The sequence below is a fragment of the Streptomyces sp. NPDC006925 genome, assembly GCF_042869575.1.
Taxonomy (GTDB): domain Bacteria; phylum Actinomycetota; class Actinomycetes; order Streptomycetales; family Streptomycetaceae; genus Streptomyces.
Genome location: NZ_JBIAGB010000002.1, coordinates 184,061 through 207,359, shown reverse-complemented (window position 1 = coordinate 207,359; position 23,299 = coordinate 184,061). Strand labels below are relative to the sequence as shown.

General features: G+C 74.4%; 21 protein-coding genes. 9 read left to right on the top strand and 12 right to left on the bottom strand.

The window, feature by feature from the left end; genetic code table 11:
- Positions 1–9 precede the first annotated feature (9 nt).
- A complete protein-coding gene (locus ACFYNS_RS03615; RefSeq protein ID WP_388600525.1) occupies positions 10–471 on the bottom strand; it encodes a hypothetical protein in 462 nt (153 codons plus the stop codon).
- Between the two features lie 195 nt (positions 472–666).
- Here ACFYNS_RS03615 and ACFYNS_RS03610 point away from each other — a divergent pair, with 195 nt between their 5' ends.
- On the top strand, positions 667–1,860 hold the full coding sequence (locus ACFYNS_RS03610; RefSeq protein WP_360296990.1) for an RtcB family protein: 1,194 nt from the start codon (positions 667–669) through the stop codon (positions 1,858–1,860).
- A 52-nt stretch (positions 1,861–1,912) separates the two neighbouring features.
- On the opposite strand, the gene ACFYNS_RS03605 is transcribed toward ACFYNS_RS03610, so the two are convergent.
- Genes ACFYNS_RS03605 through ACFYNS_RS03595 form a run of 3 tightly spaced genes read right to left on the bottom strand, consistent with a single transcriptional unit; the run spans position 1,913 to position 4,119 of the window.
- Complete coding sequence (locus ACFYNS_RS03605) at positions 1,913–2,488, bottom strand: TetR/AcrR family transcriptional regulator (protein ID WP_360296993.1); 576 nt, start codon at positions 2,486–2,488, stop codon at positions 1,913–1,915.
- Between the two features lies 1 nt (position 2,489).
- Positions 2,490–3,899 carry an amidase gene (locus ACFYNS_RS03600; RefSeq protein WP_360296996.1) on the bottom strand — a complete coding sequence of 470 codons (1,410 nt, stop codon included), beginning with the start codon at positions 3,897–3,899 and terminating at the stop codon, positions 2,490–2,492.
- On the bottom strand, positions 3,886–4,119 hold the full coding sequence (locus ACFYNS_RS03595; protein WP_360296999.1) for a hypothetical protein: 234 nt from the start codon (positions 4,117–4,119) through the stop codon (positions 3,886–3,888). The genes ACFYNS_RS03600 and ACFYNS_RS03595 overlap by 14 nt, the downstream gene beginning before the upstream one ends.
- A gap of 134 nt (positions 4,120–4,253) precedes the next feature.
- On the opposite strand from ACFYNS_RS03595, the gene ACFYNS_RS03590 reads away from it, so the two are divergent.
- Complete coding sequence (locus ACFYNS_RS03590; protein ID WP_388600520.1) at positions 4,254–5,180, top strand: MBL fold metallo-hydrolase; 927 nt, start codon at positions 4,254–4,256, stop codon at positions 5,178–5,180.
- A gap of 124 nt (positions 5,181–5,304) precedes the next feature.
- Here ACFYNS_RS03590 and ACFYNS_RS03585 read toward each other — a convergent pair whose 3' ends face one another.
- A complete protein-coding gene (locus ACFYNS_RS03585; RefSeq protein ID WP_360297005.1) occupies positions 5,305–5,667 on the bottom strand; it encodes a MerR family transcriptional regulator in 363 nt (120 codons plus the stop codon).
- A 95-nt stretch (positions 5,668–5,762) separates the two neighbouring features.
- Positions 5,763–6,545 carry an SDR family oxidoreductase gene (locus ACFYNS_RS03580; protein ID WP_360297008.1) on the bottom strand — a complete coding sequence of 261 codons (783 nt, stop codon included), beginning with the start codon at positions 6,543–6,545 and terminating at the stop codon, positions 5,763–5,765.
- Positions 6,546–6,896: 351 nt separating this feature from the next.
- On the opposite strand from ACFYNS_RS03580, the gene ACFYNS_RS03575 reads away from it, so the two are divergent.
- Positions 6,897–8,402, top strand: coding sequence for a sugar transferase (locus ACFYNS_RS03575; protein WP_388600516.1), 1,506 nt, complete (start codon positions 6,897–6,899; stop codon positions 8,400–8,402).
- 148 nt (positions 8,403–8,550) lie between these two features.
- Here ACFYNS_RS03575 and ACFYNS_RS03570 read toward each other — a convergent pair whose 3' ends face one another.
- Complete coding sequence (locus tag ACFYNS_RS03570) at positions 8,551–9,540, bottom strand: GDP-L-fucose synthase family protein (RefSeq protein WP_388600513.1); 990 nt, start codon at positions 9,538–9,540, stop codon at positions 8,551–8,553.
- Between the two features lie 222 nt (positions 9,541–9,762).
- On the opposite strand from ACFYNS_RS03570, the gene gmd reads away from it, so the two are divergent.
- The 4 genes from gmd (at position 9,763) to ACFYNS_RS03550 (ending at position 14,561) form a co-directional block, all read left to right on the top strand.
- Positions 9,763–10,779, top strand: coding sequence for a GDP-mannose 4,6-dehydratase (gene gmd, locus ACFYNS_RS03565; RefSeq protein WP_360297018.1), 1,017 nt, complete (start codon positions 9,763–9,765; stop codon positions 10,777–10,779).
- Between the two features lie 136 nt (positions 10,780–10,915).
- Positions 10,916–13,003 (top strand): DNRLRE domain-containing protein, encoded by a 2,088-nt coding sequence (locus tag ACFYNS_RS03560; RefSeq protein WP_388600511.1) that lies wholly within the window; start codon positions 10,916–10,918, stop codon positions 13,001–13,003.
- The gene (locus tag ACFYNS_RS03555) at positions 13,000–13,524 is read left to right on the top strand and encodes a hypothetical protein (RefSeq protein ID WP_360297024.1); all 525 of its coding nucleotides are present in this window, start codon (positions 13,000–13,002) and stop codon (positions 13,522–13,524) included. The genes ACFYNS_RS03560 and ACFYNS_RS03555 overlap by 4 nt, the downstream gene beginning before the upstream one ends.
- A gap of 77 nt (positions 13,525–13,601) precedes the next feature.
- Complete coding sequence (locus ACFYNS_RS03550) at positions 13,602–14,561, top strand: glycosyltransferase family 2 protein (protein WP_360297027.1); 960 nt, start codon at positions 13,602–13,604, stop codon at positions 14,559–14,561.
- Here the strand turns inward: ACFYNS_RS03550 and ACFYNS_RS03545 are convergent.
- Positions 14,464–15,660 (bottom strand): glycosyltransferase, encoded by a 1,197-nt coding sequence (locus ACFYNS_RS03545; protein ID WP_360297030.1) that lies wholly within the window; start codon positions 15,658–15,660, stop codon positions 14,464–14,466. The genes ACFYNS_RS03550 and ACFYNS_RS03545 overlap by 98 nt on opposite strands.
- A gap of 207 nt (positions 15,661–15,867) precedes the next feature.
- On the opposite strand from ACFYNS_RS03545, the gene ACFYNS_RS03540 reads away from it, so the two are divergent.
- The gene (locus tag ACFYNS_RS03540) at positions 15,868–17,451 is read left to right on the top strand and encodes an O-antigen polymerase (RefSeq protein ID WP_388600508.1); all 1,584 of its coding nucleotides are present in this window, start codon (positions 15,868–15,870) and stop codon (positions 17,449–17,451) included.
- Here ACFYNS_RS03540 and ACFYNS_RS03535 read toward each other — a convergent pair.
- The 3 genes from ACFYNS_RS03535 to ACFYNS_RS03525 all read right to left on the bottom strand — a co-directional run bounded on the left by ACFYNS_RS03535 (position 17,342) and on the right by ACFYNS_RS03525 (position 21,835).
- Positions 17,342–18,661 (bottom strand): hypothetical protein, encoded by a 1,320-nt coding sequence (locus ACFYNS_RS03535; protein ID WP_388600506.1) that lies wholly within the window; start codon positions 18,659–18,661, stop codon positions 17,342–17,344. The two genes, ACFYNS_RS03540 and ACFYNS_RS03535, sit on opposite strands and share 110 nt — an antisense overlap.
- A 76-nt stretch (positions 18,662–18,737) precedes the next feature.
- Positions 18,738–20,450, bottom strand: coding sequence for a lipopolysaccharide biosynthesis protein (locus ACFYNS_RS03530; protein ID WP_388600503.1), 1,713 nt, complete (start codon positions 20,448–20,450; stop codon positions 18,738–18,740).
- Entirely contained in the window at positions 20,447–21,835 is a 1,389-nt protein-coding gene (locus ACFYNS_RS03525; RefSeq protein WP_388600502.1) for a glycosyltransferase family 4 protein, read from the bottom strand. Before ACFYNS_RS03525 ends, ACFYNS_RS03530 begins: the two co-directional genes overlap by 4 nt.
- A gap of 171 nt (positions 21,836–22,006) precedes the next feature.
- On the opposite strand from ACFYNS_RS03525, the gene ACFYNS_RS03520 reads away from it, so the two are divergent.
- The gene (locus tag ACFYNS_RS03520; protein ID WP_360303567.1) at positions 22,007–22,489 is read left to right on the top strand and encodes an adenylyltransferase/cytidyltransferase family protein; all 483 of its coding nucleotides are present in this window, start codon (positions 22,007–22,009) and stop codon (positions 22,487–22,489) included.
- On the opposite strand, the gene ACFYNS_RS03515 is transcribed toward ACFYNS_RS03520, so the two are convergent.
- Positions 22,449–23,198 carry a CDP-alcohol phosphatidyltransferase family protein gene (locus ACFYNS_RS03515; RefSeq protein ID WP_388600500.1) on the bottom strand — a complete coding sequence of 250 codons (750 nt, stop codon included), beginning with the start codon at positions 23,196–23,198 and terminating at the stop codon, positions 22,449–22,451. The two genes, ACFYNS_RS03520 and ACFYNS_RS03515, sit on opposite strands and share 41 nt — an antisense overlap.
- Positions 23,199–23,299: the final 101 nt, after the last annotated feature.

Sequence of the window (23,299 nt, the reverse complement as noted above, 5' to 3'; positions counted from 1 at the left end):
GTCGGGTGCCTACTTGATCCGGTCGTCCAGCGTCGCGATGGAGGACATCGCTCCCTTGATCTTGTCCTCGTCCTTGTCGTGCTCGGCCCTGGTGTAGTCGAGGTGGTCGGAGAGCTGCCCGCAGGCGTCCTTGAGCGTCTTGAGTTTGGTCTCCCACGCGTCGTTGAGGTCGCCGAGTGCCGCGCCCATGTCCAGGCCCTCGCCGGTCAGCGAGGTCGCGGCCTCGCCCGAGGCCGTCGCCGCGTGCCCGCCGTCGGCGCCGAGCTGCTGGCGCAGGCCGTAGGCCAGGTTGCCGAGCTTGCCCAACTCGTCGTCCTCGACGACGAGATCCAGGCCGCCGCCCGATCCGCACCCCGGATGGTCGGTCGCCGAGTAGCCGTTCAGCCGCATCCTGGTGTCGCCCGCCGCGTGTGCCTTCGCCTCTTCCCATTCGGTGAACGTCACGTCCGCACCCCCGTTCGATCTGTGCATGGTGAAGGATTCAACGTAGGTGGCCGCCCTGTGCGCAGCAACCCGGGCCGTGCGCCCGGCACGCCGAAAAACCTTTGCCCCTGCGGGGGCTTCCCGGCCCACAATGAGGGCCGGGAAGCCCGGCACGGGGGAGCGGGCTTCCCCTCTTCTCGATGGGATCTCATCGATGTTCTGTTACGGGGGAGTTGAACGACCATGACACACGTGGAGATGCCCGGTGCCCGGGTACCGATCCGGATGTGGGCGGATCCGGGCACCGTGGAGGACGTCGCGCTGCGGCAGCTCCAGAACGTCGCCACGCTGCCCTGGATCAAGGGCCTGGCGGTGATGCCCGACGTGCACTACGGGAAAGGTGCCACCGTCGGTTCCGTCATCGCGATGCACGGCGCCGTCTGCCCGGCCGCCGTGGGGGTGGACATCGGGTGCGGGATGTCTGCGGTGCGCACGTCGCTGACGGCGAACGACCTGCCCGGAGACCTCTCGCGGCTGCGCTCGAGGATCGAGCAGGCCATCCCGGTGGGGCGCGGCATGCACGACGAGCCGGTGGAGCCCGGGCAGGTGCACGGGCTGCCGACCACCGGCTGGGACGACTTCTGGGCGCGCTTCGACGGCGTCGCCGAGGCCGTGCGGTTCCGGCAGGAGCGGGCCACCAAGCAGATGGGCACGCTCGGCGGGGGCAACCACTTCGTGGAGGTGTGCCTGGACACCGAGGACCGGGTGTGGCTGATGCTGCACTCCGGTTCCCGCAACATCGGCAAGGAACTGGCGGACTTCCACATCGGCCAGGCGCAGCAGCTCCCGCACAACCAGGGCCTGGTCGACCGCGATCTCGCCGTGTTCGTCAAGGACACCCCGCAGATGGCGGCCTACCGGCACGACCTGTTCTGGGCCCAGGAGTACGCCAGGCACAACCGGGCGCTGATGATGGGGCTGCTGCAGGACGTGATGCGCAAGGAGTTCAAGAAGGCCAGGCCCGCCTTCGAGGAGACCATCTCCTGCCACCACAACTACGTGTCCGAGGAGCGGTACGACGGGCTGGACCTGCTGGTCACCCGGAAGGGTGCGATCCGTGCGGGCAGCGGCGAGTTCGGGATCATCCCGGGCTCGATGGGCACCGGCTCGTACATCGTCAAGGGGCTCGGCAACGCGGCCTCGTTCAACTCCGCCTCGCACGGTGCCGGGCGGCGCATGAGCCGGAACGCGGCCAAGCGGCGCTTCACCGAGCGGGACCTCGCGGAGCAGACCCGCGGCGTGGAGTGCCGCAAGGACGGCGGTGTCGTGGACGAGATCCCCGGTGCCTACAAGCCGATCGAGCAGGTCATCGACCAGCAGCGCGATCTCGTCGAGGTCGTCGCCAAGCTGCGGCAGGTCGTGTGCGTGAAGGGCTGACCCGCCGGGCGGCCCGCCGCCCGGCGGCCCGGCGGCGGGACCGGCGCGGGGGCTACTGCCGGTCCCCCGCCACGCACGCGGCCGCCAGGCGGCGCGCGTAGTCGGGGCCGAGGCCGCCGGGCCGGAAGAGGATGCGGTACATCATCGGTGCCACGACCTGGTCGAGGACCGTCTCCACGTCGGGCAGCCGATGCTCCCCGCGCGCGTCGGCCCGCCGGAGGACGACGTCGATCTGCTCGGCCGCGTAGGCCGAGCAGCGGCCCGCGTTGTCCCCTTCCGGGTCGCCGAGCAGCGCGTCGCGGATGGCGGCCCGGCCGGGGGGCGAGGCCATCTCGTCCAGGAACTGCTCGGCCCAGGCGGCCAGATCGGCGGTCAGAGCGCCGTGGTCCGCCGGGTCCGTCTCGGGCCGCAGATGCTCCACGGCGACGTCGGAGAGCAGTTCCCGCAGGTCGCCCCAGCGGCGGTAGACGGTGGAGGGGGTGACCCCGGCACGGGCCGCGATCAGCGGCACGGTCAGCGCGTCGCGGCCCACCTCCGCCTCCAGCGCGTGCACGGCGTCGTGCACCGCCTGCTGGACCCGGGCACTGCGCCCGCCCGGGCGCGCCATCGCTCTGGCCATGGGCGCCATGCTAAAGCACAGTCGTCGCGTGAGTGCCGGCTCCGCCCGGGGCGCGGCCGACCGGGGCGAGGGCGCCGGGCTGCCGGGTCCGCTCGTAGGCGTGCCCGGCGCGCAGGAGCACCTCCTCCTCCAGCGGACGGCCCATGAGCTGCATCCCGATCGGCAGTCCCGCCCGGTCGTGGCCCACCGGCACGGTCAGCGCGGGGACACCGGTGATGTCGGCGGGAGCGGAGAGGCGCACGTAGCTGTCCGAGACGCTCTCGACGGTGCCGTCGGGCCAGCTGCGGTCCGCCCGGCCGACCTCTGCCGCGGTGGTGGGGACGGTCGGCGCCGCGACGACATCGACCGCCTCCAGCATGCGCAGCCAGCTCTGCCGCATGAGGGTGCGGGCCCGCTGGGCGCGCAGGTAGTCGGCCGCGGGCAGCAGCGCACCGGCTTCCAGGAGGATCCGCACGTCCGGGGCGTACAGCTCGGGGACGGTGCGCAGCGTCCGCTCGTGGTACGCGGTGGCTTCGGGGACCATCAGGCCCCACTGGACGGCCTGGATGTAGCGGGCCATCGGGATCTCGACGTCGACGAGTCGCGCGCCGAGCTCCGCCAGCCGGTCGATGGCCTGCCGGACGGCCGCCTCCACCTCGGGGTCGACGCGGTCGAAGAAGTAGTTGCCCGGCACCCCCACACGGAGGCCGGTGAGGTCGTGGACGGGCGCGGTCGGCGGGCCGGGGTCGCGCGGGGTGTTTCCGGTGAGCACGGCCAGGGCCAGGGAGGCGTCCTCGACGGTGCGGGTGAGCGGGCCGACATGGTCCAGCGACCAGGACAGCGGGGTGACGCCGTGCCGGGGGACGAGGCCGAACGTCGGTTTGAGTCCGACCACGCCGTTCAGCGCGGCGGGCACCCGGATCGATCCGCCGGTGTCGGTGCCCAGCGCGAAGGTCGCCGCCCCCGCGGCCACCGCCACGGCGGAACCGCCGCTCGATCCCCCGGCGACGCGCCGCTGGTCCCAGGCGTTCCGCGTCTGGGGCGTGGTGAGGCCGTAGGCGAACTCGTGGGTGTGGGTCTTGCCGACCAGGGCCGCTCCTGCGGCGGTCACCCGCGCGGCGACCGTGCTGTCGGTGGCGGCCCGGTGCCCGGAGCGCACCCGGGAGCTCGCGGTCGTCGGTTCACCGGCCACGTCGATCAGGTCCTTGAGCCCGACGGGGATGCCCGGCAGGGGGACCGCCGCGGGGTCGGCGGCGAGCTGGTGCCCGGCCTCGCGCGCGGCCCGGCGGGCCCGTTCGGCGGTGACGGTCACATAGGCGCCCAGCCGCGGTTCGGTCGCCGCGATCCGGTCCAGCACCGAGTCCACCAGTTCCAGGGGGGACAGCGCGCGGCTGCGGAGCTGCTCGGCGGCGTCGGTGAGGGTGAGTTCATACGGCTGCATGGTGCTCCCCCGCCGGGTGGGTGTCCGGGTGGCCGGCTTCGGGGCGGTAGTCGGCCGCGGGCGGCGTGTCGGCGAAGTCCAGTTCGCGCAGGACGGAGACGACGGCGTGGATGTGCTCGGCGGTGGCCGCCACCTGGGCGTGGCGGTCGCCGGGCAGCGGGAGTCCGGTGCGGGCGGCCCAGCGGGCCGCTTCGGGCGGGGTGAGTCCGTCGGTCGGCATCAGCGCTCTCCTCTGGTCGGAGCGGTGCGGCGGTGCGGCGGTCGGCCTGGGGCAGGCCGGCGGCCGGGGTGCGGGCACCGACAGCAAAAGCGAATCTTTTGCGTTAGCTGCACCGTAGGGACTACGGTGCATTAATGCAAACGGTTAGCTTTAACTCTGCCGGGGTCGTCCCCTCCTGGACCGTGGGCGAGCTCGTGGTCCACCGCGTGGACGAGGTCCCGCTGCCCGCGCCGACCGGCCGCTGGCTGCTGCCCGGGGCCACCGCCGAGGTCGTCGCCCGGCACGACTGGCTGCGGCCCGACTTCGCCGACCGCGCCGGCGTACTGCGCCTGGCCAGCCACAGCTTCGCCTTCTCGGTCGGCGGGCTGCGGGTCCTCGTCGACACCGGCATCGGCAACGGGAAGCCCCGCGCGAACCCGGCCTGGCACGACCTGCGCACCGACTACCCCGAACGCCTCACGGCCGCCGGATTCCCGCCGGACTCCGTCGATCTGGTGCTCCTGACCCATCTGCACACCGACCACGTCGGCTGGAACACCCGCGCACAGGACGGCGGCTGGGTACCCACCTTCCCCAACGCCCGCTATGTCGCCTCCCGCACCGAGCGGGAGTTCTGGGCCGGACACCCCATGGACGAGGCACGGGCCCAGATGTTCCGCGACTCGGTGCACCCCGTCGAGGAGACGGGGCAGCTCGACCTGGTGGACCTCCCGGAAGCGGGCCTCGACCTCGCCCCCGGTCTGCGGCTGCTCCCCACCCCCGGACACACCCCCGGCCACTTCGCGGTCCGGCTCGACAGCGCCGGAGAGGCCGCGCTGATCACCGGCGACTGCGTCCACCACCCCGTGCAGCTGCCGGAGCCCGGGATCGGGAGCTGCGTGGACATCGACCCCCGGCAGTCCGAGGCCACCCGGCGCACCCTGCTGGCCGCCCTCGCCGACACCGGCACCCTGGTCCTGGGCACCCACTTCCCGCCGCCCACCGCCGGCCGGGTCACCGGGAGTGCGGGCCGCCACCGGCTGGCCCCCGTCCCCCCGGACGGCCGTCCGGACGCCGTCTGACCGCGGCCGGGGCCGGGCCTCGTCCCGGCCGTCCGCGGATCGGTGTCCCGAAGCCGCGCGGCCCCGTACCCGGGGCGCGAGGCCACGAGGACCGGCGCCTCCGCGAGCCCGGCGCGTGCCTCCGTCAGCCCGCCGCCCGCACCGGCGTGCCGCGCAGCGCGGCCCGCAGCCGGTCGCGCACCTCGACCTGCGCGGCGATCCGGGCCTCCAGGACGGCGAGCCGCTGCTCGGCGATCCGCAGCCCCTCCGGCGAGGGCGGGGCCGTGGCCATGTCGCCGTCCAGGCAGGCGGCGAAGCAGCCGACGTCCTCCAGCGTCAGCCCGGCCTGCAGCAGGTGGCGGATGTTGCGGACGCGGACCTCGGCGGACGCGTCGTAGCAGCGGTAACCGTTGGGGGCGCGGCGGGAGGTGAGCAGTCCGGCCTGCTCGTAGTGGCGCAGCGCCCGCGCCGTCGTCCCGGTCCGCCGGGCCAGTTCGCCGATCCGCATGCCACCGCCCCCTCCCGGAGGGACTAATACCACAGCGGATGGCGGCACGGCGCGGGCAGCCGGCGTGCGCTCCCCGGCCGCCTCGCACAGCCCCCTCACGCCAGCACCGCGCCGCCGTCCACCGGCAGCACGGCACCGGTGACGAACGACGCCTCGGGCGCGGCCAACCCGACCACGGCCCAGGCCACTTCCTCGGGCCTGCCGACGCGGCCCAGCGGCGTGCGGGCGATCTGCCACTCGCGGATCCTGCGGAGCTGCTCGGGGTCGAGTCCCCGGTGCTCGCCGATGGGGGTGTCGACGGCACCCGGCGCCACGGCGACCACCCGGACACCGCGCGGTGCCAGCTGAACGGCCCAGCTCCGGGTGAGCAGTTCGAGGGCGGTCTTGGAGGCGGCGTAGAGCGGGTTGCCCGGCCAGGCGCGCTGACCGACGGAGGTGCTGATGTTGACCACCACGCCCTGCCCGGAAGCGGCCTCCAGCGCGGGAAGCGCGGCCTGGGTCAGCAGCACGGGCGCGGTGAGGTTGGTGGCGAACTGGGCCTCGACGCCCGCACGGGTGTGGCTGCCCAGGCTCTCGCCTCCGACGACGGCCGCGTTGTTGACGAGGACGTCGAGCCGCCCGGTCAGCTCCAGCGAGGCAACCACGATCCGGTCGGGGGCGTCCTCCTCGGTGAGGTCGGCCGGGTACGGGGTGATGGCACCGGAACCGGGCTCCGTGGCGGTCTCGCGGAGCGGCTCGGGGCGGCGCCCGACGGCCAGTACATGTGCGCCGCGCGCGGCGAAGGCCCGTGCGGTGGCCCGGCCGATACCGGTGCCTGCGCCGGTGACGACGACGGTGCGGGGCTGCTGGGCGGTGTGCGTCTCGGTCAGCTCGTCCATGCCCGCATCCTCGGACCCTGCCGCCTGCGTCAAGGTCAAGTCCGGTCCAGGACCGGGGCGGTCCTGGCGGGACCTCCGGTGCGGCGTCGGACTCCGTGTGGCGGGCGCGCGGCCGGCGCTGCCCGGAGGGGATATTCCCCGGCGAATCACCCGCAAAATACGCGCACCGTCTGACAACCCCCTCCACACTCTCCGCACTTCTCATGGTGAAGTGAACACACGGGCACGCAGAGTGCTCATATGACTTAAGGTCTGGGTGGTCGGCGCATCCCCGTACGCCTGGGGAGGGTTTCGGTGCGCTGTGGGGGTTCCGCGTACCTGGGGGGGTTCATGCGGCGCGACTCTGCGTTCGTGTCCGAGGTGGGGAGACCGGCCGAGCCGGGAGCCGGAAGAAGCAGCAGCGACACCGCCCCGGGACGGCACGCCGTCCACGGCGACCGGGACGGCAACCGGGACAAGGCCGGCTGGTACGGGCCGGTGGCACTGGCGGTCGACACCGCGGGGATCGCCCTTCCGGTGGCGCTCTGCTTCCACCGGGCCGCACTGCCCCACACCGGCGTGGCCACCGCGACGGCCACCCTGACGTGGCTGGCGGTACTGGCCGCCCACCGGCGGTACGAGCGCCGCTGGCTCGGCGAGAGCCGCGGAGTGCTGACAGCCCTGCACGACTGGCTGACCCTGCTGGGGCTGCTCGCCGTCGTCCGCGTACTGACGGGAGAGGACTCACCGCCCGCCGTCGCGCTGCTGGCGCTCGCCCCCGCGCCGCTGCTCACCACGGTCTGCCGCGCGCTGACCCACCACCATCTCGCCGGCCAGCGCCGGGAGGCCCACGTCGTGCAGCGGGCGCTGGTCGTCGGCGAGGGCAGCGCCGTGGACCGCGTGGTCCAACAGCTCGCCAGCCGCACCGACCATCCGTACGTCGTCATCGGAGCCGTTCCGGTGGGCCCGAACGGCAACCGGAGCGGGGTACCGGAGACGGGGCGGCTGGAGGCCGTCCCGCCCGGCCCGGACGACAGCGGCCCGGACGGCACCGCCGTGGTCTCCGCTGCCCGGCAGCACGCCGCCGACACCGTGCTGGTCGCTCCCGGATCGCTGCTGTCCGGCCAGCGGCTGCGCTCCCTGACCTGGGCGGTGCAGGACGCGGGACTGCCGTTGGTGATCTCCTCGGGGCTGGCCGACGTGGCCCTGCGCCGGGTGCGCCCGTCCACCGCGGCGGGACTGCACCTGCTGCACGTCGACCCGCCGCTGCGGCGCGGCCCGCAGCTCGCCCTCAAGTCGGCGCTCGACCGGACGGGAGCCGTCCTCGGGCTGGTGCTCCTCGCGCCGCTGCTGGCGCTGACCGCCCTGGTGATACGACTCGACTCACCGGGTCCCGCGCTCTACCGGCAGACCCGCGCGGGCCACCGCGGCGCGCCCTTCACCATGTGGAAGTTCCGCTCCATGGTCGTGGACGCGGACCGGTTACGCCCGCAGCTCGCCGCCGCCAACGAGGTGGACGGGCCGCTGTTCAAGATGCGCGCCGACCCCCGGATCACCCGGGTGGGACGTGTACTGCGCCGCACCTCCCTGGACGAGCTGCCGCAGTTGGTGAACGTGGCGCGCGGCGAGATGTCGCTGGTGGGCCCTCGCCCCCCGCTGCCGGACGAGGTGGCCGCCTACGGTTCGACGGCGCTGCGGCGGCTGCTGGTCAAGCCCGGGCTGACGGGGCCGTGGCAGGTGAGCGGACGCTCGGACCTGTCCTGGGACGAGAGCCTCGCGCTGGATCTGCGCTACGCGGACAACTGGTCGCTGACCACGGACCTGGACCTGCTGGCCCGCACGGTGCGCGCCGTGGTCGACGGACGGGGTGCCTACTGACATGCGGCCGCGGGCAGCGCAGCGGGGAGGAGCGGCGGCACGGCCGTACGCGGGTGCGCCGGCACCCCGGCCGCGACCGGCGGCCGCGCCGCGCGCCGGTGCGGTCCGGCCGGAGTCCGCGCGCCCGGTGGGGTACGGACGGGAGGCGTCAGGAAGCGGCGGTGCGCAGCCACCACTCGTAGGTGGAGCGGATGCCCTCCCGCAGCGGGATCGAGGGGCGGAAGCCGAGCGCGGACAGTCGGGAGACATCCAGCAGTTTGCGCGGCGTACCGTCCGGTCGGCCGGTGTCCCACTCGACGGCGCCGCCATAGCCGACCACGTCGCGCACCGTCCCGGCGAGCTCGGCGATGGTCAGGTCCGCGCCGCAGCCGACGTTGACCGGCATCTCGTCGTCGTACTCCCGCAGCAGCAGCACGCAGGCCCGCGCCAGGTCGTCGACGTGCAGGAACTCCCGGCGCGGCGTGCCGCTCCCCCACAGCACCACGCGCTCCGCGCCGTCCCGCGCGGCGTCGTGGAAGCGGCGGACGAGGGCGGGCAGCACATGCGAGGTCTCCGGGTCGAAGTTGTCGCCGGGGCCGTAGAGGTTGGTGGGCATCGCCGAGATGTAGCCGGCCCCGTACTGGCGGCGGTAGGCGCGGATCTGGCTGATACCGGCGATCTTCGCCAGCGCGTACGGCTCGTTCGTCGGCTCCAGGGCACCGGTGAGCAGAGCCTCTTCGGTGATCGGCTGCGTCGCGTGCTTGGGGTAGATGCAGGACGAGCCCAGGAAGAGCAGCCGCGGCACGCCCGCGGCGTGCGCCCCCGCTATGACGCTGAGCTGGATGCGCAGATTGTCCTCCAGGAAGGGCACGGGCCAGGTGGCGTTCGCCATGATGCCGCCGACCTTGGCCGCTGCCAGCACCACCGCGTCCGGGCGCAGGGCGCGCAATCGGCGCCGGGTGTGCTCCGCGTCCCGCAGGTCGAGCGCCGCGCGGTCGAGGGTGAGCGCCTCGTACCCCTCGGCGGCCAGCCGGCGGACCACGGCGGAGCCCACCAGCCCGCGGTGTCCGGCGACGAACACCCGGGCGCCGGGCGGCAGCAGCCCGCCTGCCGGGGCCGGGGGGCGGGCGGGCGTGGCGGGGTGCGGCGTCGGCTCCATGCTGCCGGATTCTGCCAGTCGGCACCCCCATTGCGGGAGGTAGCCGACAAAAACGAGGAAACCACCCGGCCGGTTCCCGCGGAGCGGCTGCTCCCCCTTCCCTCCCTCGTCCCCTTCCCTCCTCGTTCCCTCAGCCCCTCGTCCCCTCGTTCCCTCGGCCCCTCGTCACCACCACTCACCGCCCATCCCCAGTCAGCATCACCAATCCCACCAGGACGGCAGATGGCCAAGAGCGCACTGATCACCGGCATCACCGGGCAGGACGGGTCGTACCTGACCGAGCTCCTGATCGGAAAGGGCTACACGGTGCACGGGCTGCTGCGCCGGTCCTCGTCCTTCAACACCGGACGCATCGACCACCTGTACGAGGACCCGCACGACGAGGGCCGCTCGCTGGTGCTGCACCACGCCGACCTCGCCGACGGCGTCGCACTGGTCAACCTGCTGCGCGACCTGCGGCCCGACGAGGTCTACAACCTGGGCGCGCAGTCCCATGTGCGGGTCTCCTTCGACTCCCCGCTCTACACCGGCGACGTCACCGGCATGGGAACCGTGCGGTTGCTGGAGGCGATCCGGGCCAGCGGGATCGACACCCGGATCTACCAGGCGTCGTCCTCGGAGATGTTCGGCACGGCGCCGCCCCCGCAGCACGAGGCGACCCCGTTCCACCCGCGCAGCCCTTACGGCTGCGCGAAGGTCTTCAGCTACTGGTCGACGGTCAACTACCGTGAGGCCTATGACCTGTTCGCAGTGAACGGGATCCTGTTCAACCACGAGTCGCCGCGCCGCGGAGAGACCTTCGTGACCCGTAAGATCACCCGGGCCGTCGCCCGGATCCGGGCCGGGCTCCAGCGGCACCTTTACCTGGGGAACCTGGACGCGGTGCGGGACTGGGGGTACGCGCCGGAGTACGTCGAGGCGATGTGGCGGATGCTGCAGGCCGACGAGCCCGGCGACTACGTCGTCGCCACCGGGGTCGCCGCCACCGTACGGGAGTTCCTGCACGAGGCGTTCCGGGCGGGCGGTCTGGACTGGCGGGAGCATGTGCGGTTCGATCCGAAGTACCAGCGGCCGTCCGAGGTCGACGCGCTGGTCGGCGACGCGGCCAAAGCGGAGGCCGAACTGGGCTGGAAACCGCGGGTGACGTGGGGGGAGCTGGCGCGGATCATGGTCGAGGCCGACATCTCCGCGCTCGCGGCGGAACTCTCGGGCGAGGCGGTGCGCGTCGACCGCGGCTGACGCCCGCACCCGCGGGACACCCTGCCCGCCGCGCACCGCGGCGGGCCGCAGAGGACACCGGAGCGCAGCAGTACCCAGGCCCGCACGCGAGGCGGCGGCGCTGCACGAGGCACCAGCGAACAGTGGGGAACAGCAGATGAAACGACGTACGGCCCCGCGCACGGTCACGGCGGCGGCAGCGGTCCTGGCGCTGGCGGCCGCCGCGCTGATCGGCCCGGCCCTCACCGAGCGCGGCGCCCCGCAGGCGCACGCGCTCACCCCGCCGGTGGCGATGACGGCAGACGACTTACCGACCTGGCAGACGAACGGCGTCGTGTGGGCCATGGCCCAGTCCGACGGCGTCGTCTTCGCGGGCGGCACCTTCTCCGCCGTCCGGCCGCCGGGCGCGGAAGCGGGCACCGACGAGCGGAAGGCCGTCAACTTCGCGGCGTTCGACGCCGCGACGGGCGCCCCCACCGACTGCGGGCTCGACTTCACCGTGGGCAGCGGCACCGCGACGGTCCGGGCGCTGGCCGTCTCACCGGACGGCGAGACCCTCTACGCGGGCGGCAACTTCGCCGCCGTCAACGGCACCTACGTCAGCCGCGTCGCCGCGATCGACATCCCCACCTGCACGGTGAAGCCGGAGTTCAACGTGTCGGTGTCCGCGACCGTGCACGCGCTGGCCGCCACCGACGACACCGTCTACCTGGGCGGCGCCTTCACCTCGGTGGACGGGCAGAGCCGCAGCAAGTTCGCGGCGCTGAGCACGGACGGCGAGCTGCGGTCCTGGAAGGCGGACGCGGACGCGACGGGACGCGCCGTGGAGGTCACCCCGGACGGCCGCAGCGTCGTGCTCGGCGGCGACTTCGCCCGCGTGCGGAACACCGACTCGCACGCGCTGGCCGTCGTGGACGCGGACTCCGGCGCGCTCAAGCACGGCTACGGGCGCTCCTTCGTGCCGCGCAACTCGGTGGTCAAGGGCCTGTACGTGGACGGGACCGGGATCTACACCGCCAACGAGGGCACCGGCGGCGGCGTGTTCGACGGGCGGATCGCGCTGAACCTGGACGACTTCTCGCAGCGCTGGCGGGACACCTGTCTGGGCGCCACCCAGGACGTGACCGTCTACAAGAAGGTGCTCTACAGCAGTTCGCACGCGCACGACTGCTCCAGCATGGGCGAGTTCGGTGAACTCCACGAGCGCCAGCATCTGCTCGCCGAGTCGGTGGACGACCCCACCCCGCTGCTGTCCTGGTTCCCGGACACCGACGACGGCCCGCTGAACGTGGAGCAGGTGGGGCCGCGCGCCATGGTGGTCTCCTCCCGCGGCGGCAAGGACTACATGTGGGTGGGCGGCGCGTTCTCGCGCATCGCCAGCAACGGCAACACACCGCAGCAGGGCCTGGTCCGGTTCGCCAACGGGCCCGACACCGGCGCCCCGACCGTCCCCGAGGACGTGAACGCGGCCAACGTCCTCGGCGGTGTGCGGGTGTCCTGGCCGGCCAGTACCGACCTGGACGACCGCACCCTCACCTACCGCGTCTACCGCAACGGCGGCTCCGAGCCGGTGGGCACCGTCCGGGCCGACTCCGCGTTCTGGGACCGGCCCACGGTCAGCTTCACCGACACCACCACCGACTCCGGCACGGACTACACCTACCGGGTCACCGCGAGCGACGACGGGGACGCCAACACCAGCTCCCGCTCGGCGGGCGCGAAGGTGCGGACCCCGGGCACGCCCTCGGAGACGACCGTCGAGCGGGAGGCGAGCGCCGACGCCTATGTGAACGGCTCCTCGGCCAACTCCACCTACGGCACCCACATGCAGCTCGCCGTCCGCGGCTCCGCCCCCTACGAGAGCTACGCGCGCTTCGCCGTGCCGTCCGCACCCGACGGGATGGAGCTGGCCAAGGCCCGGCTCACCGTCACCACCAGCGGCGACAGCTACGCGGCCAGCGCGGACACCGTCAAGGTCCGCCCTCTCACCGGCAGCTGGAGCGAGAGCGGGGTGACCTGGGCAGGGCGGCCCTCGGTCGGCTCGGCCGAACTGGGCTCGCTGGACGGCGCGCCGGAGCGGAGCACGGCCTACGACATTCCGCTCAGCACCGACGCGGTCAGCGACGCGGAGGGCGAGAACCTCGATCTGGCGCTCACCAGCAGCGGCAGCGACAGTCTGTGGCTGGCGGCCCGCGAGTCCGGGGGCACCGGCCCCAAGCTCACGCTGACCTTCAGGAAGCCGTGAGCGCCCGCAGGGCGGCACCCGCGGCGGCAGCTCTCGTGGCGGCCGTCCTGGTGCTGACGGCGGGCTGCGGCGCGGGCGGGGACGACGGCGGGGAGGCCGCCGAACGTCCCCGGGCCGAGAAGAGCGCGGAGCGCGGCGGGAGCCCCACTGCCGTGCCGGAGAACGAGCCGCCGCCGCCCGGGGACGGGCGGGAGCGGCAGCCGGAGGACGCGCAGGATCCGAAGGAACCCAGGAACAAGGACGTGCCCAAGGTGCCGCGCGCCTCGCTCTCCCCGGCCACCGGCTCGTTCACCGAGAAGGAGAAGGAGTATCTGGTCGGCAGAGTGCCGCAGGGGCTGGAGCCCGCCGCGGTGCTGGAGGCCGGGCGCACCGCCTGCGCCCGGCTGCGCAGCACGGCCGAGGCGAGCAGGAAGGACGCGATCAGCGCGCTGAAGGCGGGCGAGATCGACAACGCCGAGCCTGCCGTGCAGCACCTGTGCCCGCAGTTCGAGCCGCTGCTCGAAGCGGCGGGCAGGAAGTGACCCGCCGTCGGCCGCCCCCGGAAGCCACCCGAGAACCCGAGAAGTGCCGTCCCAGGAAAGCTACGGAGAGAGCCCCCGTGCAGAAACTGCCCGTCGTCGTCGCGATACCGACCCGGAACGAGGCCGAGAACATCGCCACCACCGTCCGGTCGGTGATCGACCACTTCGCGCACGTCGTCGTGGTCGACTCGGACAGCACGGACGACACCCGCGCGCTCGCCGCGGCGGAGGGCGCCGAGGTGCTGCCCTACACCTGGGACGGCGGATACCCGAAGAAGAAGCAGTGGTGTTTGGAGCACGTTCACCCGCGGACCGACTGGATCCTCTTCCTCGACGGCGACGAGACGCCGAGCGCGGAACTGCTGGCCGAGCTGCGGCAGCTCTTCACTCCGCCGCCCGGGCGCACGCTGCGTCCGGCGGCGTTCGACATCCCGCTCGGTTACTGGTTCGCCGGACGCCGGCTCCGGCACGGGTACACCATCGTCAAGCGGGTGCTGCTGGACCGCACCCGCTGCCGCTTCCCGGAGCCCGACGACTTGGCCGCACCGGGCATGGGCGAGCAGGAGGGCCACTACCAGCCGCTGGCCGACCCGGTGGTCCGGCTGCGCTCCCCCATCGAGCACCGGGACCTGGATCCGGTGCGTACCTGGTTCGAGCGGCACAACCGGTACTCGGACTGGGAGGCGTGGCTGGAGGCGCACCCGGTGGTGCGCGAGCAGATCCGGCAGGCCAAGACCCGGCAGGGCCGGCTCTTCCACCGGGCCCCGCTCAAGCCGCTGGTGTCCTTCGCCTACGCCTACGGCTGGAAGCGGGGGTTCCTCGACGGCCGGGCCGGGCTGGACTACGCGCTGGCGATGAGCTTCTACCGCTGGCAGATCGGGCTCAAGGCCCGCGAGGCGGCCGCCGGGGGGCCGGGCGGGGCCGGAGAGCCGGGCGCGGTCAGCGCGTCGTCGGCGCCGGGCGGGAGCCGGCCCCGGCCCGTTCCCGCACCTGCCCGTACACCTCCCGCAGAGTGCCGACCACCGCGTCGAGGGTGAAGCTCTCGCGCGCCAATTGCCACGCGGCCCGCGACGCGGCGGCACCGGCCGCCGCGTCCAGGAGTTCCAGCACGGCGCGGCCGATCCGGGGCCCGTTCTCCGGGTCGTCCGGCGCGCTGTCCACCACCCGCCCGGCGCCCGCCGCGGCCACGTCGGGCGCCAGACCGCTGGTGCGGGTGACGACGACCGGCAGCCCCACCGACAGGGCCTCCAGCACCGAGACGGAGAAGGCGTCCTTGATGGACGGCAGGACATACACCTCGCTCTCCCGCAGCCGCGCGAGCACACCCGCGTGGTCGAGCGCGCCGATGTACTCCAGCGCGTGCCCGACCCCCAGCGACCGGGCGCGCGCCAGCATCTCCTCGGCCAGTGCGCCGGTGTCCGGCCCGGCCAGCACGAACCGCGCCTCGGGGTACTTCTCCAGCACCGTCGGCATCGCCCCGACGAAGTCCTGCGGGCGCTTGCCCTCCTGCACCCGTGCGCAGTACAGCACCGTGGGCGGCCGGCCCGGTGCCCGCCGGGTGCCGCGGGCGGGCTGCGGGGCGACACCGTTGACCAGCCGGTACGCCGGGCCCATCGGCTCCGGCGCCACCACCGCCTCGGTCAACTGGCGTTCCTGCTCGGTGAGGTGGAGCACGGCGTCGGCCTTGCACAGGACCCGGCGCAGCCCCAGCACGTCCACGGCCCGGGCCACCCGCTTCTCGGTGGGGTCGATCATCCCGTGCGTCTGCAGCACCAGGGGGCGGCCCAGCGCGGAGGCCAGCAGCGCGACCGGGAGCGTGACCAGGTCGCGCATCAGGTGGACATGGACGACGTCCGCAGAGCGCAGCATGCGCGGCGCCGCCGCCAGCAGCGCCGCCGAGGTGATACCGCTGACCTCGAACTGCGGCAGCAGATGGCGGGCCTGGAAGAGGCGGGCCGGAACGCCGTCCACGGTGCGCGGCAGCCGCCGGCCCGCGGGGAACCCGTCGCCCAGCGCCACCAGGGCCGCCTGGTCGCCGCGCGCCCGCAGCCCGCGGCACAGGTTCAGGGCGACCCTGGTGGGGCCGCCGAAGTCGTGGGTGGGCGTGTGCAGCGTGACGATGTGCAGCACCTTCAACGGTGTCCCCTCCCCTGGCCGTACCGATGATATTAGTCGGTACATCTGCTTTCGCCCCGGTCTTTCACGGTTTTCACGTCCTCCGGGGGCTCAGCGTCCCCGGCGGGCTCAGCGTCCTCAGCGTCCTCAGCGTCCTCAGCGTCCTCCGCGGGGTCCACGGGTTCCGCCTCCCGCCGTTGCGGGGCGGCGCCGGCCCCGGGAGCGGCGATGAGTACGGGCACCTCGGCCTCCGCGCCGCGGCAGCGGTTCGCCGCGACGGCGCCCCGCGCGGTGCTGTCCCGGGCGCTGGCCGTCCCACTGGTGGCGGCACTCGTGGCGGTACTGCCCGCGGCGGTCGCCACCCAGCCCGGGCCCGGACCGCACGACGCCGCCTTCTGGCTCCAGACGGCCACCTGCGCCTATTCCGGCACCCGGCTGGCGGCCATGGTGCTGACAGCGCACCGCCGGCTCATCCAGGGCGCCTTCTGGCTGTTCTGCTACATCGCCATGGGGATCGCACCGCTGGCCCAGACGGTGCTGGACAGCACCCCGACCCCGGTGGTCGGACCGCGCGCGGACACCGTGCTGGCCTCGGCGCTGGTGCTGGCGGGCCTCGTCGCCTTCGACGTGGGCGCCCTGCTGGCCCGCCACCGGCCGCCGCTGCGCAGCCGGATGCACGAGCGCCACCGGCCCGCGGCGGTCGTACGGCCGCGCAGGCTGTACGCGCTGTGTGCGGTGGCACTGGCGGGCAGCGGGCTGCTGATCGCCCGACTGGACGGGCCGGGCGTCTTCTTCAGCAACCGGCAGGAAATCAGCGAGACGCTCGGCGGGGCGGAGGCCGCCTCGCAGGCGGGCTCCGCGTTCCTGCGCGGGTTCGGCACCGTACCGGCGCTGCTGGCGCTGCTCTTCCTCACCCGCTGGCTGGTGGTCTCCCGCGCGGCCCGCCGCAGACCGCTGGTCCCGGTGCTGTGGCTGGTGATGCTGGCCCTGAACACCGTCGTCAACAACCCGGTCTCCAACCCGCGGTACTGGTTCCTGACGGTGCTGTTCTCGCTGTTGTTCACCGCCTTCCCGCGCAGCCCGGTGATGTACCGGGCCGCGCTGGCGACCGGAGTGGCGGTCGCCTTGGTGGTGTTCCCATTCGCGGACCGGTTCCGCTACGAGGAGGGCACCGACCGGCCACGGCAGGCGACGGACTCGCTGCTGGAGCCGCTGACGATGAAGGACTACGACCAGGCCGGCATGCTCGCCAACACCGTCACCTTCGCCGAGTCGGGCGAGGGCCACAGCTACGGACGCCAATTGGCGGGCACCGCGCTGTTCTTCGTCCCGCGCTCGGTGTGGGACGGCAAGCCGCACGACCCGGGCACCCGGGTGGGCACCTGGATGGGGATGCCCTACCCGAACCTCTCGTCGCCGCTGTGGGCCGAACTGTGGCTGGACTTCGGTCCGCTGGGCATGGCGCTGGGCTTCGCCGCCGTCGGCTACGGCGCCGCCCGCGCGGACCGGCGCTACGCACGGCGCACCGCCGAGGAGGCCGCGGCGGGCCCCGGCCCGCGGAGGCGACGGGACCGGGCCGAGCCGGGAAGCGTGGCGGCGGTGGCGGTGCCGCTGGTCGCCGGCTACAGCTTCATCCTGCTGCGCGGCTCGCTGCTCCAGGCCACGGGCCGGGTGGCCATCGCGGTGCTGTGCCTGCTGCTCGTCACGTCTTTCCGACAGGTCCGGCAGGACCGGCAGGTCCGGCAGGACCCACGGGACCGGCAGGGCCGCCCGCCCCGGGGCCGGGAGCGGGCGCCGGATCGAACGCGCTGACGCCGCCCGAGCCCGCCGTGCGCAGCAGCCGGGCCGCGCGCAGCCAACTGGCCGCCCCCTTCGCCGCGGAGCCCAGGCACAGACCCCAGGCCGCACCCAGCACCCCGCCCAGCAGGTAGCCGCCCAGCAGGCAGCAGACGGAGGCGAGGGAGAAGACGAGCTGGAGGGGCAGCGTCGTGCGCGGCCGCAGCACCCGCAGCGTCAGCAGCCCGCAGGTGCCCAGCGCCATCGCCGCGTACTGGCTGCCGGTGGCGGGCAGCAGCCGGGCCGCGGAGGCCCAGGTGTCGCCCAGCAGGGCGCGCCCGTAGCCGTCCGGCAGCAGCAGAAGAACGGTGGTCCAGGCGGCGGCGAGCGCGGCGAGCACGCCTCCCGCGGCGGCCGCGGCGCGGGCCGCTCGTCGTCCGCCGCCGGTGCGGTTCAGCAGCGGGGGGCCGAACCCGGTGGCGGCGTTGAACAGCACGTTCATCGGCCCGTAGAGCGTGGTGGCGCCCCGCAGCGCGCCCACCGCGAGCGGGTCGGCAAGCACTCCCAGGCCGATGACGGCCAGTTGGCTGCCCGCGTTGCCCACCCCGAACTCGACGGCGAACCGGCGGCCCAGGTGGTCCCGGCACAGGAAGCGGGCCGGGTCCTGGCCCGCGCCCCGGGTGTGCCGCCCCAGCAGCCACAGCGCCACCGCGAGCGCGGGCAGCGCCGAGACCCCCCAGGCCAGCAGCAGCCGCGCCGCACCGGCGCCGGACGGCTGGGCGGCGAGCGCGGGCAGGACGGCCGCCAGCCGCAGCACGTCGGCGAGCAGCGCGTACTGGGGCCGGTGCAGGGTGGCGAAGGCGTAGCGGGTGGTCTCCTGCGTCAGCGCGAGGGGCAGCACCAGCGCCAGCGCGGCAAGCGCGGTGCCGGTCCGGCCGCCGACCGCCCACAGCACGGGCGCGGCGACCACGGCCGGGGCCGCCGCGGCCAGCGCGGTGAAGGCCACTCCCGAACGGCAGGCCCGCGCCACGCGTTCCGGCGCGCCCTGCTCCAGGACGAGGGCCTGGCCCACGTAGGCGACGGTGAGGCCGAGGAGCACGGTGAAGACGGTGTAGACGAGGGAGAACGTGGCGAAGGCGTGCACATCCGACCGGCGCGCCGCCACCACCAGGACGGCGATGTTCGTCGCCGCCGCCACGCCCTGGTCGGCGACGGAGCAGACCAGCGCGGTACGGGTCCGCGGCATCCGCCGCTCCGGCCCCCGCGCCGGACCGCCGCCGGGGTGCTGCACCCGGATCCCCCTCCTCAGCCGCCGGAAGCGCTCAACGGTCCAGCACCCGCAGACCGACCCCCTCGCGGACGAACTCCGCGGGGTGGGGGCGCGGGGGCAGGCCCCGGTCCGGCGGTGCGGCGGGGCCGGACGTGCCGCCGCGCCCGGAGTCGCCGCCGGTGCCCTCGGAGTGGAGGAGGGCACCGAGCACGCAGCCGCCCGCGCCGGCCACCAGTTCGCGCACCCGGGCCAGGTCGTCCCGCCGCACCTCGCGCGGGTCGCAGACGAGCAGAACGCAGTCGACCCGGTCGATGAGCGCGATGGCGTCGGCGTACGACAGCACGGCGGGCGCGAGCACCAGCAGCACGGAGTCGCTGTCGTCGGCGTGCCCGATGAGCTGGGTGACGGCCGAGGAGGTGAGCGCACGCGGCACCTTGCTGACGCGGTGTCCGGGTACCAGGTCGAAGACGCCCGACTCGCCCGCGTCGATCGGGACGCGGTGCCCGGCGGGCCAGCCGATCGTGCCGTGCCCGGGAGCGCGGGCCCATCCCCCAGGCCGGACACCGTCGGCGTGCCGCAGCCGCTCGGTGAGCGAGGGGGTGCGCAGATCGGCCTCCAGCAGCAGCACCTCCTTGCCCATCTCGGCGAAGGACGCGGACAGGTTCACGGAGGCGGCCAGCGCGGTGTCGATGCCGCCGCGCGGCGGGACGACCAGGACGCGGCGGCGGCGCGCGAAGGTCTCGTCGTAGGCGAGCCGGAACGCGACCGAGCGGTACTCCTCGGCGAGCCGGCCGGCGGCCAGCAGCGGACGGGAGCGCGCACGGCGCTCGGCCCGCTTCCCGCGGCGGCGCCCACGCCCGCGCGGCAGGGTGCCCAGTACCGGGGCGTGCAGGGCGCGCACGACATCGCCGGGGGTGCGGACGGCGGGGTCGAAGACGAGCCGTACCCAGGCGGCGAGCAGGCCGAGGCCGACGCCGACGGCGGCACCCAGGCCGAGCATCAGCAGCAGCCCGGGACCGGCGGGCGCGTCGGGCGGGACGGCCTCGGTGACGACGCGGCCCGGGGTGGTGTCCTCGGCGCGCAGGTCGCTGATGCTGCCGTTGAGTTCGGCGATGCGGCTGACGACGGAGGAGTGCGCCGATAGCGTGCCGTCGAGCGCGCCCTCCCGGCCGGAGGAGGCGATCTCCTCGGCGAGCCGGTCGCGCTCCTTCAGCAGCGGCTCGCGCTGCTTCTCGTAGGAGTCGACCATGCTCGCCGCGCGCGCCTCGGCGTCCTGCTCGCGGTTGCCGAGGTAGGCAGCGGCGAAGGCGTTGGCGCCGCGCGCCGCGGCGCGGGGGCTGTGCGCGGTGTAGGAGAAGCGCAGCATCCGGGTGTCGGGCGGGTTGGTGACCTGGAGGTCGGCGGCGAGCTGCTGGGGGCGGCGCCCGGAGCGCAGGGTGTCCGCTGCGCGTTCGGCGACGACGCTGCTGAGCGCGGTGCGCCGCTCGGATCCCATGCTGGTCCCGCCGGCGGCCGAGGAGGCGCCGCTGCTGTCGAGGGGCAGCGGCCGGACGGTGATCTCGGTGGTGGCGGTGTAGGAGTCGGCACCGCTGACGCCGAGCCAGCCGCCGCCCAGGACGCCGAGGGCGATGCCGAGCGCGATCAGCCAGCGGTAGCGCAGGAGCTGGCGGAACTGGTCGCGGAGCAGGTCGGGTTCGTCGTCAGGGTGGACGGCCGGGGCCGGGTCCGGCTCGCCGCCGGGGCCGGGTGCGCCGCGGCCGCTCACGCCGGTCCGCCCTGCTGCCGGACGGCGCCGGCCGCGGCGCCCCGCGGGGAGCCGGGCCGGGTGTGGGGGCCGGTGCGGTGGCCGCCGGGTGCGGGGGCCAGGGCGCGGGCCTCTTCGAGCAGCGCGGTCAGCCGCTCCAGCGCCGCGGTGCGCCCCAGGTGGCCGGTGGCGTACGCGCGGCCCGCGGCGCCGAGCACGGCGGCGCGGGCGGGGTCGGCGGCCAGGTCGCGGAGGCCGTCGGCGAGCGCCGCGGGGTCCTCGGGCGGTACCAGGACCCCGGCGCCGGAGCGGCGGATCTCGCCGGCGGTGCCGCCGCTCCCGGCGACGGAGGCGAGGACCGGGCGCCCGGCGGCGAAGTAGGAGGTGAGCTTGGAGGGGACGCTCATGTCGAGCACGGAGGCCCGCTGGGTGACGGCCAGCACGTCGGCGGCGGCCAGCACCTCGGGGAAGTCCGCCTCGTCGGCGGGTGGCAGCAGTTCGACGCCGGGCAGCGGGGCCGCCAGCCGGCCGAGCCGGCGGCGCTGGTTGCCGTCGCCCATCAGGACGACGCGTAACCGCTCGCCGCGGAGCAGCCGGGCGGTCTCGATCAGCACGTCCAGGCCCTGTTTGAGGCCCATGTTGCCGGAGTGCAGCAGCACCGTCTCGTCCGGCCGCCAGCCGAGCCGGGAGCGGGTCTCCTCGCGGGGACGGGACGGGGCGGATATGTGCGTCCAGTTGGGCACGGTGCGGATGCGGGAGGCCGGGACGCCGAGCGCGATGACCCGCTCGGTGAAGCTCTCGTGGATGACGCCCACCAGGGTCGCCGCCGCCAGTACCCGGCGCTCCACGGCACCGGCGAGGGCGGCTGCCCGGTCGCCGCCGCGGATGCCGCTCTGCGCCGCACCGGCGCCCATCAGGTCCTGTACGACCGGTACGAACGGTACTCCGGCGCGGCGGGCGAGCCGGGCACCCAGCAGTCCGCCCGCGAGGCTGGGGAGTTGGGCGACGACGGCGTCGGGCAGTCCGCCGAGCCGGGGCGGGGCGAGCAGTCCGTGGGCGAGCACGGACGCCTCGTACAGCGCCCGGCGCGCGGCGGTCTGCCGGGGCGGGACGGTGTGCCTGCGGCGGTGCACCCGGACTCCGCCCCGCTCCTCGATGGCCCGCCAGACGCCCCGGTAGGCGGGGTCGGTACGCCAGGCGGGGTAGTGCGGCATACCGGCCAGGACGTGCACGTCCCAGTCGGGGCGCGCGGCCCAGTGCTCGGCCAGCTGGGCCGCATAGGGCCCGATGCCGGCCTGCTCGGGTGCGTAGTTGGTGGACACCAGCAGCACCCGGCGCCCGGATGCCTCCTCGCGCAGCCCACCGGGCGCGGCCCCGTCTCCGGGCACCGCGTCGCCGTTCACCATGGATCCCCCCACAGGTCCGCCGCTCGTTCCCCCGGGGCAGCGTAACGCCTGCCGTGCACGCTTTCGCCAACCTGTGCCTGTTTCCCACCGGTTGTGGTTGCATGCAGCGATGCGCGGCGGCCGGGGAGGGTTGCGGCGCGGTCAACGGCATGCGTCCTGGGGGGACTTCACATGACCCACACCGTCGGCTACGCACCCGGCGCCTACGACCTGTTCCACGTCGGCCATCTGAATCTGCTGCGGCACGCCCGCTCGCGGTGCGACTACCTGGTCGCGGGCGTGGTCTCGGACGGGATGGCCGAGCGCGCCAAGGGGCGCCCGCCGGTGATCCCGCTCGTCGAGCGGCTGCAGATCGTCCGCAGCATCCGGTTCGTGGACGCGGCGTTCGTGGAGACGGTGCCGGACAAGCTGGAGACCTGGCAGCAGGTCAGGTTCGACGTGCTGTTCAAGGGGGACGACTGGCGGGGTACGCCGAAGGGCGAGAAGCTGGAGGCCGACTTTCGTACGGTCGGCGTAGAGGTCGTCTACTTCCCGTACACCATGCATACCTCCAGCACTCAGCTGCGGCGCGCACTCGACGCACTGGCCGCACCTTCCGGGCCCTCCGCGCCGGTCACCCCGGAGGCGGGGCGGACAGCTCCCGGAACCATTTGACCGCGAACGCGGCGAGGAAGAGCGCGTAGCAGGCGAACAGGGCGGCGTACCCGGCGCGGAACAGCCCCGGGGCGCCGAGCAGCAGGAAGACGGCGCAGAAGACCCCGTGGTCCACCGGGAGCAGCGCAACAGCCCGCAGCGTCGGGGGCGGCGCGGCGTCCGGTGGCGGCGCAGCAGCACGATGGTCCGGCCGGGGCCGGAGCTTGTCGGTGAGCAGCCCGCCGAAGAAGATCAGCACCGCCACGAGCTGGAAGCCCAGCGGCAGCAGCAGCCAGCTCTCGTGCGGCAGATCCGCGAAGCGGTAGAAGGAGATCAGCACGGCCGAGTGCAGACCGGTGATCTTCGCGCAGTCCACCACGTGGTCCAGCCACTCCCCCGCCGGGCTGCCGCCGCCCCGCAGCCGGGCGAGTTGCCCGTCGGCGGAGTCCAGCGCGAAACCGACGAAGAGCGCGGCCCACACGGCAGCCCCCAGCCCCCAGGACGGCCGCACCAGCGCCACACCCGCCACCCCGGCGAAGCTGCACACCGCGCTCAGCAGCGTCACCTGGTTGGGGCTGAGCCCGGCGCGGTACGCGGCGGCCGCGAAGACCCTGCCCAGCGGCCGGTTGAGGTACCGCGAATAGAGCGAGACCCCCTTGGCCGTCTTCTGCGCGGCCCGTAACCGGCGCAGCGCCGTACCGAATTCCGCGGCCTCCGTGGCCTGAACCATGCACGCCCCCTCGCTCGTCCTGCCGCGCATACTGGGCCAGGCACCGCGCGGCACGCCAGACCCCGCAGGGTAGGGTGCCTTCGCCGACAGCACCGGGAGGG

What these genes read in the sequence shown, in the direction of transcription:
- ACFYNS_RS03520 (WP_360303567.1), top strand. Translation starts at nt 22,007, where the DNA reads ATGACCCACACCGTCGGCTACGCACCCGGCGCCTACGACCTGTTCCAC.
- ACFYNS_RS03535 (WP_388600506.1), bottom strand. Translation starts at nt 18,661, where the DNA reads ATGCCGCGGACCCGTACCGCGCTGGTCTGCTCCGTCGCCGACCAGGGC.
- ACFYNS_RS03605 (WP_360296993.1), bottom strand. Translation starts at nt 2,488, where the DNA reads ATGGCGCCCATGGCCAGAGCGATGGCGCGCCCGGGCGGGCGCAGTGCC.
- ACFYNS_RS03540 (WP_388600508.1), top strand. Translation starts at nt 15,868, where the DNA reads ATGAGTACGGGCACCTCGGCCTCCGCGCCGCGGCAGCGGTTCGCCGCG.
- ACFYNS_RS03610 (WP_360296990.1), top strand. Translation starts at nt 667, where the DNA reads ATGACACACGTGGAGATGCCCGGTGCCCGGGTACCGATCCGGATGTGG.
- ACFYNS_RS03590 (WP_388600520.1), top strand. Translation starts at nt 4,254, where the DNA reads ATGCAAACGGTTAGCTTTAACTCTGCCGGGGTCGTCCCCTCCTGGACC.
- gmd (WP_360297018.1), top strand. Translation starts at nt 9,763, where the DNA reads ATGGCCAAGAGCGCACTGATCACCGGCATCACCGGGCAGGACGGGTCG.
- ACFYNS_RS03580 (WP_360297008.1), bottom strand. Translation starts at nt 6,545, where the DNA reads ATGGACGAGCTGACCGAGACGCACACCGCCCAGCAGCCCCGCACCGTC.
- ACFYNS_RS03585 (WP_360297005.1), bottom strand. Translation starts at nt 5,667, where the DNA reads ATGCGGATCGGCGAACTGGCCCGGCGGACCGGGACGACGGCGCGGGCG.
- ACFYNS_RS03595 (WP_360296999.1), bottom strand. Translation starts at nt 4,119, where the DNA reads ATGCCGACCGACGGACTCACCCCGCCCGAAGCGGCCCGCTGGGCCGCC.
- ACFYNS_RS03615 (WP_388600525.1), bottom strand. Translation starts at nt 471, where the DNA reads ATGCACAGATCGAACGGGGGTGCGGACGTGACGTTCACCGAATGGGAA.
- ACFYNS_RS03525 (WP_388600502.1), bottom strand. Translation starts at nt 21,835, where the DNA reads ATGGTGAACGGCGACGCGGTGCCCGGAGACGGGGCCGCGCCCGGTGGG.
- ACFYNS_RS03600 (WP_360296996.1), bottom strand. Translation starts at nt 3,899, where the DNA reads ATGCAGCCGTATGAACTCACCCTCACCGACGCCGCCGAGCAGCTCCGC.
- ACFYNS_RS03515 (WP_388600500.1), bottom strand. Translation starts at nt 23,198, where the DNA reads ATGGTTCAGGCCACGGAGGCCGCGGAATTCGGTACGGCGCTGCGCCGG.
- ACFYNS_RS03570 (WP_388600513.1), bottom strand. Translation starts at nt 9,540, where the DNA reads ATGGAGCCGACGCCGCACCCCGCCACGCCCGCCCGCCCCCCGGCCCCG.
- ACFYNS_RS03560 (WP_388600511.1), top strand. Translation starts at nt 10,916, where the DNA reads ATGAAACGACGTACGGCCCCGCGCACGGTCACGGCGGCGGCAGCGGTC.